15 protein-coding genes are annotated in these 15,690 nt (G+C 37.8%); 8 read left to right on the forward strand and 7 right to left on the reverse strand.

Features of this window, described 5'->3' with window-relative positions:
- Positions 1–33 precede the first annotated feature (33 nt).
- The 3 genes from acnA (at position 34) to H2677_RS02665 (ending at position 4,969) form a co-directional block, all read left to right on the forward strand.
- Positions 34–2,790, forward strand: coding sequence for an aconitate hydratase AcnA (acnA, locus tag H2677_RS02655; protein WP_212639076.1), 2,757 nt, complete (start codon positions 34–36; stop codon positions 2,788–2,790).
- Positions 2,791–2,898: 108 nt separating this feature from the next.
- Positions 2,899–4,086: an MFS transporter gene (locus tag H2677_RS02660; protein WP_212639568.1), complete on the forward strand. Its 1,188-nt coding sequence runs from the start codon at positions 2,899–2,901 to the stop codon at positions 4,084–4,086.
- Positions 4,087–4,147: 61 nt separating this feature from the next.
- A complete protein-coding gene (locus tag H2677_RS02665) occupies positions 4,148–4,969 on the forward strand; it encodes a tRNA threonylcarbamoyladenosine dehydratase (RefSeq protein ID WP_212639077.1) in 822 nt (273 codons plus the stop codon).
- Between the two features lie 14 nt (positions 4,970–4,983).
- Here H2677_RS02665 and H2677_RS02670 read toward each other — a convergent pair whose 3' ends face one another.
- Both H2677_RS02670 and dusA read right to left on the reverse strand, forming a co-directional pair.
- Positions 4,984–5,463 carry a CHAP domain-containing protein gene (locus H2677_RS02670; RefSeq protein ID WP_004777868.1) on the reverse strand — a complete coding sequence of 160 codons (480 nt, stop codon included), beginning with the start codon at positions 5,461–5,463 and terminating at the stop codon, positions 4,984–4,986.
- 258 nt (positions 5,464–5,721) lie between these two features.
- On the reverse strand, positions 5,722–6,741 hold the full coding sequence (gene dusA, locus H2677_RS02675) for a tRNA dihydrouridine(20/20a) synthase DusA (protein WP_212639078.1): 1,020 nt from the start codon (positions 6,739–6,741) through the stop codon (positions 5,722–5,724).
- 121 nt (positions 6,742–6,862) lie between these two features.
- Here dusA and H2677_RS02680 point away from each other — a divergent pair, with 121 nt between their 5' ends.
- Positions 6,863–8,023, forward strand: a complete 1,161-nt coding sequence (locus H2677_RS02680) for a site-specific integrase (RefSeq protein ID WP_212639079.1) — start codon at positions 6,863–6,865, stop codon at positions 8,021–8,023.
- Positions 8,024–8,041: 18 nt separating this feature from the next.
- On the opposite strand, the gene H2677_RS02685 is transcribed toward H2677_RS02680, so the two are convergent.
- Together H2677_RS02685 and H2677_RS02690 are read right to left on the reverse strand one after the other, a co-directional pair.
- Positions 8,042–8,320: a pyocin activator PrtN family protein gene (locus H2677_RS02685; protein WP_212639080.1), complete on the reverse strand. Its 279-nt coding sequence runs from the start codon at positions 8,318–8,320 to the stop codon at positions 8,042–8,044.
- Between the two features lie 302 nt (positions 8,321–8,622).
- A complete protein-coding gene (locus H2677_RS02690; RefSeq protein WP_212639081.1) occupies positions 8,623–9,330 on the reverse strand; it encodes a hypothetical protein in 708 nt (235 codons plus the stop codon).
- A gap of 500 nt (positions 9,331–9,830) precedes the next feature.
- Here H2677_RS02690 and H2677_RS02695 point away from each other — a divergent pair, with 500 nt between their 5' ends.
- A complete protein-coding gene (locus H2677_RS02695; protein ID WP_212639082.1) occupies positions 9,831–10,778 on the forward strand; it encodes a MobA/MobL family protein in 948 nt (315 codons plus the stop codon).
- Positions 10,779–10,928: 150 nt separating this feature from the next.
- On the opposite strand, the gene H2677_RS02700 is transcribed toward H2677_RS02695, so the two are convergent.
- The 3 genes from H2677_RS02700 to H2677_RS02710 all read right to left on the reverse strand — a co-directional run bounded on the left by H2677_RS02700 (position 10,929) and on the right by H2677_RS02710 (position 12,971).
- Positions 10,929–11,783, reverse strand: coding sequence for a hypothetical protein (locus H2677_RS02700; RefSeq protein WP_212639083.1), 855 nt, complete (start codon positions 11,781–11,783; stop codon positions 10,929–10,931).
- A complete protein-coding gene (locus tag H2677_RS02705) occupies positions 11,767–12,114 on the reverse strand; it encodes a hypothetical protein (protein WP_212639084.1) in 348 nt (115 codons plus the stop codon). Before H2677_RS02705 ends, H2677_RS02700 begins: the two co-directional genes overlap by 17 nt.
- 503 nt (positions 12,115–12,617) lie before the next feature.
- Positions 12,618–12,971, reverse strand: a complete 354-nt coding sequence (locus H2677_RS02710; protein WP_212639085.1) for a DUF2384 domain-containing protein — start codon at positions 12,969–12,971, stop codon at positions 12,618–12,620.
- A gap of 839 nt (positions 12,972–13,810) precedes the next feature.
- Here H2677_RS02710 and H2677_RS02715 point away from each other — a divergent pair.
- The 3 genes from H2677_RS02715 (at position 13,811) to H2677_RS02725 (ending at position 15,683) form a co-directional block, all read left to right on the forward strand.
- Positions 13,811–14,419 carry a sortase family protein gene (locus H2677_RS02715; protein WP_002159601.1) on the forward strand — a complete coding sequence of 203 codons (609 nt, stop codon included), beginning with the start codon at positions 13,811–13,813 and terminating at the stop codon, positions 14,417–14,419.
- Positions 14,420–14,510: 91 nt separating this feature from the next.
- Positions 14,511–15,275: a hypothetical protein gene (locus H2677_RS02720; protein ID WP_212639086.1), complete on the forward strand. Its 765-nt coding sequence runs from the start codon at positions 14,511–14,513 to the stop codon at positions 15,273–15,275.
- Between the two features lie 24 nt (positions 15,276–15,299).
- Positions 15,300–15,683, forward strand: a complete 384-nt coding sequence (locus H2677_RS02725; RefSeq protein ID WP_212639087.1) for a hypothetical protein — start codon at positions 15,300–15,302, stop codon at positions 15,681–15,683.
- Positions 15,684–15,690 lie beyond the last annotated feature (7 nt).

The following is a 15,690-nucleotide window of genomic DNA, read 5'->3' on the forward strand; positions in this document are numbered from 1 at the left end:
AATCAAACTCGCCAATGCTGGGAGGGTAACCTAATGGCCAGATATAGCCAAATCAATAGTTTTAATGCATTAAAAACCTTAACTGTCGCTTCCAAATCTTATCAAATTTTTAGTTTGTCTAATGCCGCTCAAACGCTTGGTAATATCGATAGATTACCGAAATCCCTCAAGGTTTTACTGGAAAATTTATTGCGATTTGAAGATCAAAAAAGTGTAAAAGTGGAGCATATACAAGCTCTAGTAGATTGGCAAAAAACAAAATCTTCAGAGCAAGAAATTCAATATCGTCCAGCGCGTGTACTGATGCAAGATTTTACAGGCGTACCTGCTGTGGTTGACTTAGCCGCGATGCGAGCTGCAATGGCACAAGCAGGCGGTGACCCAAATCGAATTAATCCTTTATCTCCTGTGGATTTGGTAATTGACCACTCCGTGATGGTCGATCATTTTGCAGATGAAAATGCCTTTGCGGAAAATGTTGAAATCGAGATGCAGCGTAACGGTGAGCGTTATCAATTCCTTCGTTGGGGGCAATCTGCATTTAACAATTTCAGCGTCGTCCCACCGGGTACAGGTATCTGTCACCAAGTCAATTTGGAGTATTTGGCTCAAGCGGTTTGGTTAGGTGACGATGATGGTGAGACATTTGCCTTTCCTGATACCTTGGTTGGAACAGACTCTCATACCACGATGATTAATGGTTTAGGTGTTTTGGGATGGGGTGTGGGTGGTATTGAAGCTGAAGCTGCAATGTTAGGACAACCCGTGTCAATGTTAATTCCAGAAGTGATTGGATTTAAATTGACTGGTAAGCTAAATGAAGGAATCACTGCTACAGATTTAGTGCTGACCATTACTCAAATGTTGCGTCAAAAGGGCGTCGTTGGAAAGTTTGTCGAATTTTATGGAGATGGTCTAGCTGATTTACCTTTAGCTGACCGAGCGACGATTGCCAATATGGCACCTGAATATGGTGCAACTTGTGGTTTCTTTCCAATAGACGAGGTCACACTCGGTTATTTGGCACTGACAGGTCGTCAACAAGATCGTATTGACTTGGTTGAAGCTTATAGCAAAGAACAAGGTTTGTGGAGAAATGCAGGTGATGAACCGATTTTTACAGATACCTTAAGTCTCGATATGAGTACGGTACAAGCGAGTTTGGCGGGTCCGAAACGACCTCAAGATCGAGTTTTACTTTCAGATGTTCCAAAAACCTTTAATGCGCTGATGGAACTCACGTTAAAGCCAGCCAAAGAAGCAAAAGAAAACTTAGAAAATGAAGGCGGTGGTGGAACTGCGGTTGCCGCTAAACAAGCCAATCTACCTCATGACAGTCCAACTTGCACATTGGATGGTCAAAGCTTTCAGTTAAATCATGGTGATGTGGTGATTTCTGCAATTACTTCTTGTACCAATACATCCAATCCAAGCGTGATGCTTGCCGCAGGTTTATTAGCAAAGAAAGCTGTAGAAAAAGGCTTACAGCGTAAACCATGGGTAAAAAGCTCACTTGCACCCGGTTCTAAAGTGGTCACAGATTACTTAGCTGCGGCTGGATTAACGCCGTACTTGGATCAGCTTGGCTATAACTTAGTGGGTTATGGCTGCACCACATGTATTGGAAACTCTGGGCCTTTGCCTGAAGCTGTTGAGGAGGTCATTCAATGTCAGGATTTAAATGTCGCTTCTGTGCTTTCTGGTAATCGAAATTTTGAAGGGCGGGTACATCCTTTAGTCAAAACCAATTGGCTTGCATCACCACCTTTGGTTGTTGCTTATGGTTTAGCAGGAAATATCCGTACTGATCTCATCACTCAACCGATTGGGCAAGGTAACAATGGCGAAGATATTTACTTAAAAGACATTTGGCCAAGTCAGGCAGAAATTGATCAGGTGCTGCAAAAAGTAAACACTGACATGTTCCATAAAGAATATGCAGCAGTATTTGATGGAGATGAAACATGGCAGGCGATTCAAATTCCACAAAGTCAAACCTATGCATGGCAAAGTGACTCGACTTATATTCGCCATCCACCATTCTTTGAAACGATTAGCCAAGCTCCACCAAAAATTACCAATATTGAGCAAGCACGGATTTTGGCTGTACTTGGCGATTCGGTGACGACTGATCACATATCACCAGCGGGGAATATTAAAAAAGACAGTCCAGCTGGACGCTATTTGCAAGAGCAGGGCGTAGATGCAAAAGACTTTAACTCTTATGGTTCACGACGCGGTAATCATGAAGTGATGATGCGAGGTACATTTGCCAATATCCGTATCAAAAATGAAATGCTCGGTGGTGAGGAAGGAGGAAATACGATTTATATCCCAAGCAATGAGAAATTGGCAATTTATGATGCATCGATGCGTTATCAGCAGGATAAAACGCCATTAGTGATTATTGCAGGTAAAGAGTACGGTACAGGTTCATCTCGTGATTGGGCTGCAAAAGGAACTAATCTTCTTGGGATTAAAGCGGTGATAGCCGAAAGTTTTGAGCGTATCCATCGTTCGAATTTAGTTGGTATGGGGGTGTTGCCGTTACAGTTTGTTGGTGGGCAGACTCGTCAAACTCTAAATCTGACGGGACGTGAAGTAATTTCTATTCATGGTTTATCTGATGATATTCAACCCCATCAAACTTTAGATGTGAGTGTGATGCGCGAAGATGGTCGCCAAGACCAATTTAAAGTGTTATGTCGTATTGATACCTTAAATGAAGTGGAGTATTTCAAAGCAGGTGGTATTTTACATTACGTGCTTCGAAATTTAATTGCTGCTTAATTTCAAATGGATTATGAATCAATAAAAAGATGAAAATTAGATTTTCATCTTTTTATTTAAGTTTAAATGTTTTAGCAGTATGGTATCTGAGTTAAATCTCATGGAACGATAGCGTTGAATCAGTTACCTAAATATGTGTATTACCTACTCATTGCACAAGCATTCAATCTAATTGCCGCAGTATTGTCGGTTACGGTTTCTGCTATCGTCGGTTTAAAGCTTGCACCTACGCAGGCTTTAGCGACAGTTCCTTATGGTTTGCAATTTTTGGCGATGCTATTAACAACCTTTATTTTTTCATTTCTGATGAAACGATGGGGGCGCCATGTAGTATTTCAGTTTGGTGTACTCTGCTTATTTGCCGCTGGTTTTTTGGGATATCAAGCTTTATTAAAACAAGATTTTTGGCTGCTGTGTCTTACACATTTTTCGCTTGGGCTTTTTCTATCTACAGCGAGCTTTTATCGTTTTGCCGCATCTGATCGTTTGTCATCTGAATTAATCCCTAAAGCGACTGCATTGGTGATTTCAGGTGGTGTAGTGGCAGCTGTAATAGCACCTGTATTAGCCATTCAATTTCAGAAAGTGAAGGGATTGCCAGATTTCACAGCAATTTATTTGATCTTCTGCGGATTGGCTTTGTTGTTATCGCCGATTTTGTATATATGGAATTCAAAACATAAATTACAACAAACTCCACAGCCAAAGGTTGAATCGCTGAATCGAGTAAAAATGTCAAAGCATCTAGTTGTTGCTGCGATTATTAGTGGAGCATTTGCATACTATATTATGAATGTGATGATGATTATGTCGTCTTTGCATTTAAAAGAACATCACTCTTTTCATTACGCATCAATTTCAATTCAGTTGCATGTTTTGGCGATGTTTGTCCCATCATTTTTTGTGTCAAAGCTAATTCAACGTTGGGGAACCCATACGATTATTTATACGGGTTTTATTTTATTAATGTTGTCTGCATTTATACCGATGATGGGGCAAGCAGGTATCTTTATTAATATCGCTTTGATTATTTTAGGTGTGGGGTGGAACTTTGCTTATTCTGGTGCTTCGACGTTATTGGCGGGATTGGAAGAAAAACAAAAGCATCGTGTTCAAGGAATCAATGAAACGGTGATTGCATTATTCGCCACTTTAGGTGCTTTTTTACCTGCACCAATCCTCACTAGTCTGGGATGGAATAATGCAAATTTATTGGCGCTTTCACTCACCTTTGTTGTGCTTTTAGTCTTGATTGGTTTGAGTCGTCGACAGCATGCACAAGTATCATCAATGTAGCCTAAATTTGGATAAACACGCTAAAATAGCTACTTAACTCTTAGCTGTAGAATTTTTTACGATGACTGATCTCCAAAATGATGAATATGACCGCCGTTTCGCAGGTGTGGCTAAAATTTATGGAGAAAGTTCATTTAGTCATTATGAAACCAGTCATATCATGGTGATTGGTATAGGTGGTGTAGGCAGTTGGGCAGTGGAAGCTCTCGCTCGTTCAGGAATTGGTGAGCTAACTTTAGTGGATATGGATGTCGTTGCTGCATCAAATATCAATCGTCAACTGCCCGCGATGACTTCTACTTTAGGACAAGAAAAAATCGAAGTCATGGCTGAGCGTTGTAGACAGATCAATCCACGTATTAAGGTGAATGTAATTGATGACTATTTGACACCTGAGAATGTCAAAGATGTTCTAGATCCCGTTCCTGATATCATTTTAGATTGTATTGATGATGTCAAAGCCAAGCTGGCGTTAATGCTACATTGTCGTTTTAACAAGATTCCGTTAATCGTGTCTGGTGGAGCTGGTGGTAAGCTTGATCCACTTAAAATACGCGTTGCAGACTTATCGAAAACAGAACAAGATCCAATGCTTGCTAAGTTACGTGCTCAACTTCGTTCAAAAGGTATTTGCAAAAAGCCAAAAGAAAAATTTGGAATAACTTGCGTCTATTCTATCGACAATCCGTTTTCAAGCGCTGATGTCTGTCCTACGTCACTCGGGCAGAGCCCTCATCTTGCGCCTGGACAAAGCGGTGCTTTGTTTAATCCAGGCTCAGGATTGCGCTGTGGCGGTTATGGTTCGGCGGTTGTAGTAACATCGAGTTTTGCAATGGTTGCTGTGGCTGAAGTACTGAAAAAACTTGATAAGATGAGGGCTTAGGAAAGCCCTAAAATTTAAACTTGTGGGTACTGCGGTGCTAAACGGTAATAGCTATAAGTCACGTTAGGGTCTTTATAAACATCATAACTGGTTTGCTTGAAGTCTGAGACCCATTGTGAACCCGTAAAGCCTGCAATATGTCCATAACGATGTTTTTTAGTGCGATGGATAATATAGATATCGCCAGGTTGTGGGTTGTTAAACTCTGGTTTGATTTTTTGATAGCCAATTTGTTGAAGAGTACGTCCCCAATCCGATGCTGCGACAGGATGTTGAACAATTTTAGCTCCTGCGGATTGCAATGCAATTCTAACGAATTTAGCACATTGAGATGAACTTCGATAAGATGCTCGTTTGGTGAGCTTTTGAGAAAATTTGTCGACATCAATTGTGTGTATTGATGCTGGTTTTGGCATTTCTCGATAAGGGATGACCAACTGTTGGGCAGGTGGGTGCATCATGCTGTGGTCAACTGAGGGAACATCATAAATCATTGTAAATCTCTACCGCATTTTCAAAACAACTGAACGTGTGCCAGAATCTGTACGCGGCACATAGTAAGCGATAAATCTCAAAAAGACTAAAATGTAATGTAATAATATAACAATTTAAGCCGTTGATAATGAACTTACGAGAAAAACTTAATGAAGATTTTCTTAATTTTAAGTAGTTTATAAAAGCGAAAATTTAAATTTTAATATTTGTAAAATGATATTTCTTAGTGTGATGAAGTTGGCGTTTTTGAGCATCAATCAAACTTGATGCTCTCGAAGATAATCTTCAGTTCTTTGCATTGCTGCTTGAATATTTTGAATCGCATTTTCGATATCAGCTATGGTCTTTGCATTACCACCACTGAGAGATTGGCGCCACTTACGCGCACCAGGAAGATTTTGAAATAATCCTAAAATATGGCGAGTGATAATAGAAAGAGGAGCACCTTCAGCAACACGTTGATGAATATAAGGCATCATCTGTTGCATGATGTCAAAACGATCGGGTGCATCCAAATTCCAAAGTTGTCCCAACTCAGCCAGTAAATAAGGGTTGTGATATGCCTCGCGACCAATCATTACACCATCGACATGTTGTAAGTGTTGTTTGGTTTCTTCAAAAGTTTTGATGCCACCATTGATTTCAATAGTGAGGTGCGGGCGTTCTAACTTGAGACGATACACGTCCTCGTAACGCAGAGGCGGAACTTCACGATTTTCTTTGGGTGACAAACCTTGCAAGATCGCAATGCGTGCATGCACGATAAAATGCGTACATCCTGTAGCTGCTACAGTATCGACGAAGTGCAGCATTTCTTCATAAGACTGCATATCATCAATTCCAATACGATGTTTTACCGTGACAGGAATTGAGACGGCTTTTTGCATACTGTGAATGCATTCTGCAACTAGATTTGGTTCTGCCATTAGACAGGCACCAATTTTATTATTTTGAACACGATCACTCGGACAGCCGACATTTAGATTGACTTCGTTATATCCCCAATCTTCAGCCATTTTAGTACAAGTTGCTAGCTCCTGTGGATTTGAACCACCCAGCTGTAATACGATTGGGTGTTCTTGCTGATTAAAATCCAAATGACGATTTGCACCGCCATAAATAATTGCACCTGTGGTCACCATCTCAGTGTAAAGCACTACATTGGGATTAAATAAACGAGCAAAGAAACGATAATCTTTTGTTGTCCAATCCATCATCGGGGCTACGGATATCCTGAAATCTTTTTGTTTGTCTATATTATTATTGATTTCAGTCATTTGTGTTGGTTCCTTAAGATGGATATAGTGGTGTATTTTAGCATATGGTTGCAATTTTTAGCTATCAATGCAACCATATTGCAACCATGCGATGGTTTCAATTTCCAAGGTTGCAATAGAAATGAGTACAATAACTAAGCGTGTTACATCCACAGGTGAGATTCGCTATCGAGCTTTGCTACAGATTCGTCGGGAAGACGTAAATTATACCGAATCCAGAACATTTAGTAAAAAATCACTTGCAGAAGCTTGGTTAAAAAAACGTGAAGTGGAATTGGAGACAAATCCAGAATTATTACATCAGAATAAAAAGTCCCAGATCAAATCAAATCTGACCTTGGCTGAAGCAATGGAAAAATACCTTGAGGAAGTCGCTAGCTTTGGACGCTCTAAACGCATGGGATTACGATTTTTATGTAACTGGCCGATTGGAAAAATAAAACTAAAGGACTTAAAAAGACAAGATTATAGTGCACATACATTGCTTAGGAAAAAAGGTGTTCCGGAAATTGACGCTTTGCCAATCAAGGCAAGTACAGCATTACAAGATTTACAATATATCAAATCTGTATTGAAATATGCAGAACAAACGTGGGGTGAAAAAGTTGATATTAGCGAATTAGATAAGGCAATGGCTGGGCTGCGAGATGCACGCATTATTACAAAATCCGTAAAGCGTAGTAGATTAGCCACATCTGAGGAATTGCAGATATTAACGAATTATTTTTATAAGAAATGGAAACAAAGACGTACAGCGATTCCTGTACATCTGATTTTTTGGTTTGCTATTTATAGTTGTCGTCGTGAAGCTGAAATTTCACGGTTGAAACTGAGTGACTATGATAAAAAACATAAAGAATGGTTGGTAAGAGATCTTAAAAATCCGAACGGTAGAAAAGGAAATGATAAATTCTTTGTCATTGATGAAAATACACAAATCTTAATTGATGAGTTGATGAAACCTGATGTTCGGGAGCGGATGCTGAAATTGGGAGGGGACATAGACTTGCTTATCCCGATCAACCATAAATCTTTTGCGACTCGCTGGCAACAAGGATTGAAGATGCTAGGTATTGAAGACCTCCGTTTTCATGATTTAAGGCATGAAGGAGCGACTAGATTAGCGGAAAATGGTTTGACCATCCCGCAACTACAACAACATACACTACATGAAAGTTGGTCAAGTCTGGAGCGTTATGTGCAAATCAGACGTAGAAATAGCAGACTCGATTTCAAGGAAGCAATACAGAATGCAGAATTAGCAATGTCTAGTCTCAAATAAAAGAAACTTGCATGATGATTACTCATGCAAATTGCTCCAATCTTTCGCTGATATTTGACTTTGATTGTAAAGGTAAATTGCAAATAACTGTAAATCAACAAGATATGGCGATTTTTGCGAACTATCTGCTTTGAAAACTGGAAAAGGTAAATCTTGACGAGATGCACGCTTGTTCGCACTTTGCTTATTCATATGAGGAAAATAGTCTTTCAAAATAATTTCAAGTTGAACAACAGGTGCTTGATAACGCATTGTCAGCATTGAATATAAAGTGAATTCTGAATTTAAACTATTCATTAATCTGCTCTGATAAAATAAGATCTGAGTTGAATTTATCAAATAAATAAAAAAAAAGATGAGATATGTTTAAAAAATCAAGAAAATGACTTATTTTTTATTAGATTTCTTTTATTAGTCAAAATTTGAGAAATAACAACTTTTATATATAAGGTATTACATCAAGTCCAAATGATTAAAAAACTTACTTACGCAAGAGGTCTATTATATCAGTAAATAATCTTTTGTTAGTTATAGATGATAACAACGTTAGCTACTTAGCTCATTTATTTTAAATGAGCTAACGTATACTACTTTTTCTTTTAATCTATGGATTTGTTATAAAAAGGATTTTTTGGGTCAGACAAAATAACATTTTTCTTGTCGTTAAAGCTTCTACCTTGCTCTGAAAATTTAAATTCTTTGATTTCTGATTCTAAAAACAGCTCTTTTCTAAAATAATTTTTTATTTGATAAAGCTCTATCATTTTAAGTGTATTCTCAAGATAATTCATTTCAATATTTTGTGATTTAAAAAATGATATAAGCACACTTCCAAGAAAAAATTTCTCATGATTCTCTTGCTTTCGATCTTTTATCTTTTGTTTTACTTGTCTGTAAGAACTATGAAATGAATTTTTGATTTCATCATGTGCTTTTTGTTTTATTAAATCAGGAACTCTTCGATTGTAGTTTTTTAGCATCCTTAAGGCTATTTTTAATCTTTCATCAGTCTGAGAGAAAGGGTCTTCATATCCACTAAAATCAACAATGTCTTTTTCAATATCAGAGCGATCACTTTTTTTGATTGAGCAGATAGTGTCCATTACTTCTTCTAATCTATTTAATTCTAAAACTTTATGATATTTATTCCTCAAATTTTTAATGTCTTCTTCTGTAAATTGATTTGCAGTTTTTGATCGAATCAATTGTAGTATTAACTCATCTGAATGAGTGCGTCTTGCTATCTGTTTTAAGTGCTTTTCAACACTTAAAATCATTTCATCTACTGTTAATCTAGTTCTAGCCATTTTTAAACCATCTGCATTTAAGAAAATGTTGGTATATCACAGAGTCTTAAAAAAAATCGTCATATGTTGAGTTTTTCAAAAAAAATACTCTTCTGTTAGTTTTAACTGTTAATTTTTGGCTGTTAATGGTGGGACAGATAAAAAATCTTTTTTGCGAATGCAAAAAAGATTTTTATATCTCGTTTCCGTGTCTTTTAAATTTCGCTTCGCTCTCTTTAAAAGACACTTCACCTCGTGCTGCGCAGCACTTTTAGTTTTAAGCAATTGATTATTATATAATTTATGCGTTACTTATGTTTTAGATTTACTGTTACTACATACAAATAAAACACACAACTAAGTTATTGTTTTTATTATATAAATTTAAATTATGGGAGTGAAGTTGCTCATTCGTTTTAATTGAAAAATATTTTTTTTCATTTTTCTTCACGAAACGAAGCATGAATTTTTAAAATTTTGTAGGATCCGATATTCCAGTTAAATTAATATCGGAAATAAAAATGTATTATTTTCATTTAAGTCACAACGTTAAAGGTGATAGTCAAATAAAATTGAGTGATGGTGATTCAAAGTGTCGACTATCAAAAAGTGCATATCACTATATTACTCGTACTTTATATTTTTCTAAGCATAAAAGTGACATTGAAGAACTTGAATATTGTGCATCCTATAATATGCCGATTTGGTCTGAAAATAATCCTGAAAAGTTTTGGTATGCAGCAGATCAATATACAAGTGAGACTAGACGAACCTCATCACATATTACAATCGCTTTGCCAAAAGAACTGGATAAAAATCGCCGTATAGAGTTGTCTGAAAGATTAATGCATGAGTTTTGTGGTCAATATAAAATGCCATCTACAATCGCAATTCATAATCATGTGGCTGCGCTCGATGGACAGTCAGAACAGCCACATTTACATTTATTATTTTCAGAAAAAAGTATGTTGGATAATATTCAACGTTCCCCAGAGCAGTTCTTTAAGCAATATCGTCAAAAAAATCCTGAAAAAGGAGGTGCATTAAAAATTACTGCGGATGTGCTTGGATTTGGTCGTAATATATTATTTCACTACCGAACACAAACTGAAAAAATAATAAATGAATTTTTAGAAAAATATGCACCCACAAAAATTATAGAAATTCATGGTATGGAAATCGAAGTGAGCAGTGCAGTATCGTGCTTATCTAATGAAGATTATAATAAAAAACATGGAACCAATTTAAAAACAGTCCCACAAATTCCAAGGTCATTACTCTATAGCACTGATCCTGAAGATCAAAACAAGGTAGCAGAATATAGAAAGAACATTCGGGAAATTCGTCAAAATAATCTGTATGAACTTTATAAAAAAGAGTATGAGCTAGCGTTGGCTAAAAAACGTGAACAGGAAAACCAGAATAAGCCACAACTTGATCAATCTAAAAAATTTGATTTTGACTTCTAATATCCTCATTAATGAACCAAAGATGATGACGGCTCACAAGCAAGCTCGATGGAATGTATTATTCCTTCTTCAACCTTTAATTAAATCAGTTGATCTGTCTATATACTTTCTATGGACGGATCAACTGAATTGGTCTTAGTGCAATTTGACCTATTTCTCAAAATAGTTTTCCATCTGTAATTGTTCAAGCGTATGCCATTGATAACGCTCATGTCCTGAAAAATTTTGTTTGATATATACAATATGTTGAAGAATTCGCTTCTGATACTTTAACAGTTGTTGAATACGCTGATCATCATAAGCAATATCTACTCGTTGTTGCCTCAGTGCTTGATAAAAGCAGCGGTAGTCCATATCCATATTTTTTAATATTTCCTTGGATGCCGCAGGGTGGAGTGGTTGGCTTAATCCTTCTACTGAATAAGATTCACGCGTGACAAAGTCGGAGCGTATACGGGATTCTTTTGCCACTTTTAATGTTGGTTCAAATCTATTTGATCTAACCTTGATATTTTGAAATGCCTGTTGAATCGAATTAATTAGTGCACTCGGTTGAATAGTATGTGCTGGTGCTGGCTTCTGCAAGCTGGGTGCAGCGACTGGAGCAGAAATGGGTGATTTCACTTTAGCCTGATGATCTTGTTGACTGTCGACTTTGATGAATTGTTTGAGTTTCTTATAGTTAATCGTATAGAAATTGGTTTGCAGCCATTTATTTTGTGCTAACTTTTCAATCACAAGAATCCCAGCTCGCTTTAACTTTGCAACAATTCGTTTGATTGTTGAGATGCTGTACACGCCAAGCGTGCTTTGCCACTGTTCATAACTATGGAACCAATATTTTTTTCCATTAAAGGTTTTTCCTTCGTTATTTTCTAAAAAGTAATGCAGCTTCTGTAAAAAATTGGCGGCAGCCACGCCAAACGCTTTTGCAAGCGTTGGCGAAGCAATCAGAGGATAGTCTCCAGAAATCAGGAGGTGATTATTCTTATTGGTCTTGGACATGATTCGCCCCACGTAGCACACGTTGTGCACGTTCAATCATCTTGTGACGTTGATGTGTACGAAATGCCCAGAGCGACGATAAATTGTTATTTTGATTGAGCTTTGCGACTTCAAGAATTTGTTCATCAGTCATTTCATGCATGCATTGACGAATGATTCGATGGGCTTGTTCAAGCTCGTTGAGCAGGGAGTTTGCAGTATCAACAGCAATATAAAGATTGGCGAGTGTTTGACGCTGAGGATTTGAAATTGATTTGCCCAGTTCAACAATCAATTGAGAGGCTTGTTGTTTAGATGTGCACGTATTTGCACCATGAAGAATTGCGTTCATAGTCGTTTCCTTGTAGATAAGTTTAATACTTACCCCCATTACTTCTCACGGTAATGGTGGCAGCAAAACAGGGGTGAGAATACCGTTCTACAAGGTACGGCCAGCATAAAGCTGCCCTGTCAAGCTGCCATAACGACTGCTAAACAGTAGACAAAAAAATAGCCGCATAAGCGACATTGTTTTGCGCTTGTAGAATATAACAGGTTCTCACGCCTGTACACAGATTTTGCTGTGTACAATTAGATTAACTGGGTATCGCTTGAGCTGTCAATGCAGTGATTGGATATTTTTACATATCTTAACATTAAATAATTGATTGATTCTTCTGAAGATATTTTAAATTTCTGACGGCTAGAAAATTGGGTGTGAACCATGTTTATAGTGGCGTATTGAGCACAAACTTTAATGTTTGATGTGTTTTTAAAAGAAGTGATGAAAATGATGATCAGAATTTCTAATCCATCAAATCGAGGCTGATTCGCTAAAAGAATGAGTTAAATAAATCATCGATTGTTCAGGGCTTCAACAACCATTAAGACTTTCTCTAAGCCTTCTCTGGTTTGAATTTGCTGAATCGGGATACCATCGGTTGCGGTATTGAATGCATTCATAAAATAATCAATCCATTCAGAATCACCGCCCGTGAGTGTTGATAAGCTTTGATAAAGGCGAATCAGTAATAATCCAGTTTCACCTTGTGCAGATGCGGGTTCTAATACAGCTGAGAGTTCGATTTGGTTCATCGAAGCGAGATCGAGACCCATCACAGCAGCCAGTTGAGTATTGCTAAGACCAAGTAAATTCGCGGTTTTCAAGACGGCTTCTGCTAAAACCATTGTTGTACTGGCTGAGTTCATCCAAGCGACCCGCTGAGCTTTGCTGATTATTTATTCTATCCCATTTAATAGGCTATTTCTGAAGGTGCGTGAGCTTCAGTTTGATCGCTTTAAATCAGCCTGAGCCAATACATTCTTCTCATTAACAGCTCATTAGGCATTGATTCATCTCAATGCGTTGAATGTAAAAGCTGAACTGCGCCTGATTTAATTCTTTATTTTATTGTTTTATTTTAATAGAGAACAACAGTCCATTTTAGCCTCATCCATCAAAGCAAAATGAGCCTATCGATCGGACGAATTTGACCCTATGGGAAAAATCAAAGACTTAATGCGATTACATTTGGCGAATCTAATTGTATAGATTTTAGTGCTTTGTAAAATTGACTAAAGCGCTGGATAAAATTAATATGGGCTCGCTGGCCTACATTGCCAGTCGGTTTTGACAGACCGTCCAACACAAGAGCATTAAAGGACTTGTCTTTTAGTGTTTATCCCCTCGTGCCCCTCTGCGGTGGAACGGGAGGGGGACGTCTTCGGACGTGCTGGATTCTTGTGTTCCAGTCTGTCAACCCGCTCTCGTTCTGCCACCATTATTTGACAGTAATCGGTAGAACTTCTTAACACAAGGAGCTTCTCATGCTGTACCAATTTTTTCTAATTTGTGTTTCACCCCATGTTCAACCTTGTTGTGCTTTGCAACGAGGGCGATACGGCTAATTTATTATTATTCGTCTGTATTCAAACAATATTTTTATAAGAACAATCCAACGGTGGATGGCTAAGTCACGCCTATAAAAAATAAACCTTTTTATATCTGCTGGTGATTGTGCATTGCATTGAACATGCGGAAAACAACCATGACTGAATTAAGCAAACCCAAAATCATACCCATTGAACACCGTCCACAAAAATCCAAGCTCTTTATAAAATGTGTGGTCTTACCCATCGTGATCTTTCTCATCGTTGCCAAAATCTTCTCTTTTGGTGCTTTCGGTTACATCTTCTTTGGCTTTGACCTGTTCTGGTTTGTGATCCTTTACTACCTTTATGAATATGGAAATACCTACTTTGACGGGATGACTGAACAACTGAAGCGTCAAGGAGAAACTTTTAACTACCAAAACCGTGGTGTCTGGATTAATAGCCAAGATAAAACCATTATCCTGTTTGATCAGCCTGATCAACGCCTCGTGAAATATCCCTTTGATTACATCACCTCCGTTGGACACTACAACTTAGTTGAAGATAACTTTAGAACCACGACCACTGTGATCAGCAATCCAATGATGGGAACGCATGTCAATCAACAGGTTCATCGCACACCGATGAAACGAGAGTTTCAAGTCAATATCGGTACACGAGATCCATTCAAACCGAATTACAGCCTAAAAGTACTATTTCCTTGGCGTAGTCCACAAATGGCAAGTGAAATCCGTCAGCTACTATCAGCGGATCATTATCAATAACTGATGTTAATCGATTAAAAATAAATAAGTATTTTACACGAGCACTTCTTGCGGGTAGCCAAAGCCCGTAGGAGATGTGAGGATTATTAAAATGAAATTTAGATTTAAACCATTACTGATCAGCAGTATGACATTGTTGATCATGCAGACTGTGACGGCTCAACCCCTGTCTACATCTAAGCCATTCACCTTAGAGCAGGGCTTAACTTGTCTGGATTGGGCCAAGAAAGAACAATCCTTGAGTAACCACTTAGCCTTGATGGGCAATGAAATGAAATGGCCATCTGGAATCACCTCATTACAGCAACAATTTCAACAGCAGTACCGCAAACAAAAGAGCAGCGTCATCAATGATCCTGATGATGAAAATTTCTGTGAAGATTGTCCTGAAACAGAAGTTTATTTACCCAACAGCAAAAGCAATCCCATCAAAAGAATTGAAACCTTAGTACACGTCAGTGTTGCAGGGGCAAGAACTGCAATCTATCGTGCTGATGATATCAATACCACCAAACAAAAGATTGAGGATGGATTAAATATTCAATTTAGTCACTATAGCGGACAACAATTAAAAAGCTTTAAACAGCAGTGGGATAAAGCTTCAATGCATGATGATCAAAACAGAAGCAAGACCCACAAAGTCTTCCAACAATATCCACATTTAAAGGTTTTTGATGGAGAAGTCTTCCACAATCAAAAGGTCTATACCCCCAAACAAATTTATATCTATAGCCAGCCCTATAAACTAGATGTATCTGATCCCAATGACATGATTGCTTTTATTAGCCTTTATGACAATCCAGTAAATCCATCACAACACATCTTACAGTGTGGCTTTATTGACAATGTGTTTTAACAACTAAATTAAGAGTCTATTCAAATGAAAAAATTAATATTTGCAGGATTATGTTTAGGTCTTTCAACCTTGGCAAGTGCAGGCGTAAAAGAAAGCTTAGTTGGTAAACGACTGGTCTTAGATTTACCCGATGTAGAATGTGCAGGCTTGTCCTTTTCCAAGAATGGAAAAGATGCTGCAATGTATGCAGAAATAGGGCAATGCCAAGATCCATTACCATTAAGAGTAAGATGGTTGGATGACAAGACTTTCATTCTGATTGAGAAAGTACGAACCAATGAAGTTTCTCCACCACGTACTTATTTATACCGAGTAAAAAGTTACCAGAAAAATGGTGTTGAATTGACGGATATCTCGACAGGCTGGGGAGATCATAAAGATACGACCATCAGTTATTATTTTAAATAAAGAGAAG

Source organism: Acinetobacter junii, from assembly GCF_018336855.1.
Lineage (GTDB): Bacteria > Pseudomonadota > Gammaproteobacteria > Pseudomonadales > Moraxellaceae > Acinetobacter > Acinetobacter junii.

What these genes read in the sequence shown, in the direction of transcription:
- acnA (WP_212639076.1), top strand. Translation starts at nt 34, where the DNA reads ATGGCCAGATATAGCCAAATCAATAGTTTTAATGCATTAAAAACCTTA.
- H2677_RS02665 (WP_212639077.1), top strand. Translation starts at nt 4,148, where the DNA reads ATGACTGATCTCCAAAATGATGAATATGACCGCCGTTTCGCAGGTGTG.
- H2677_RS02670 (WP_004777868.1), bottom strand. Translation starts at nt 5,463, where the DNA reads ATGATTTATGATGTTCCCTCAGTTGACCACAGCATGATGCACCCACCT.
- dusA (WP_212639078.1), bottom strand. Translation starts at nt 6,741, where the DNA reads ATGACTGAAATCAATAATAATATAGACAAACAAAAAGATTTCAGGATA.
- H2677_RS02680 (WP_212639079.1), top strand. Translation starts at nt 6,863, where the DNA reads ATGAGTACAATAACTAAGCGTGTTACATCCACAGGTGAGATTCGCTAT.
- H2677_RS02685 (WP_212639080.1), bottom strand. Translation starts at nt 8,320, where the DNA reads ATGAATAGTTTAAATTCAGAATTCACTTTATATTCAATGCTGACAATG.
- H2677_RS02690 (WP_212639081.1), bottom strand. Translation starts at nt 9,330, where the DNA reads ATGGCTAGAACTAGATTAACAGTAGATGAAATGATTTTAAGTGTTGAA.
- H2677_RS02695 (WP_212639082.1), top strand. Translation starts at nt 9,831, where the DNA reads ATGTATTATTTTCATTTAAGTCACAACGTTAAAGGTGATAGTCAAATA.
- H2677_RS02700 (WP_212639083.1), bottom strand. Translation starts at nt 11,783, where the DNA reads ATGTCCAAGACCAATAAGAATAATCACCTCCTGATTTCTGGAGACTAT.
- H2677_RS02705 (WP_212639084.1), bottom strand. Translation starts at nt 12,114, where the DNA reads ATGAACGCAATTCTTCATGGTGCAAATACGTGCACATCTAAACAACAA.
- H2677_RS02710 (WP_212639085.1), bottom strand. Translation starts at nt 12,971, where the DNA reads ATGAACTCAGCCAGTACAACAATGGTTTTAGCAGAAGCCGTCTTGAAA.
- H2677_RS02715 (WP_002159601.1), top strand. Translation starts at nt 13,811, where the DNA reads ATGACTGAATTAAGCAAACCCAAAATCATACCCATTGAACACCGTCCA.
- H2677_RS02720 (WP_212639086.1), top strand. Translation starts at nt 14,511, where the DNA reads ATGAAATTTAGATTTAAACCATTACTGATCAGCAGTATGACATTGTTG.
- H2677_RS02725 (WP_212639087.1), top strand. Translation starts at nt 15,300, where the DNA reads ATGAAAAAATTAATATTTGCAGGATTATGTTTAGGTCTTTCAACCTTG.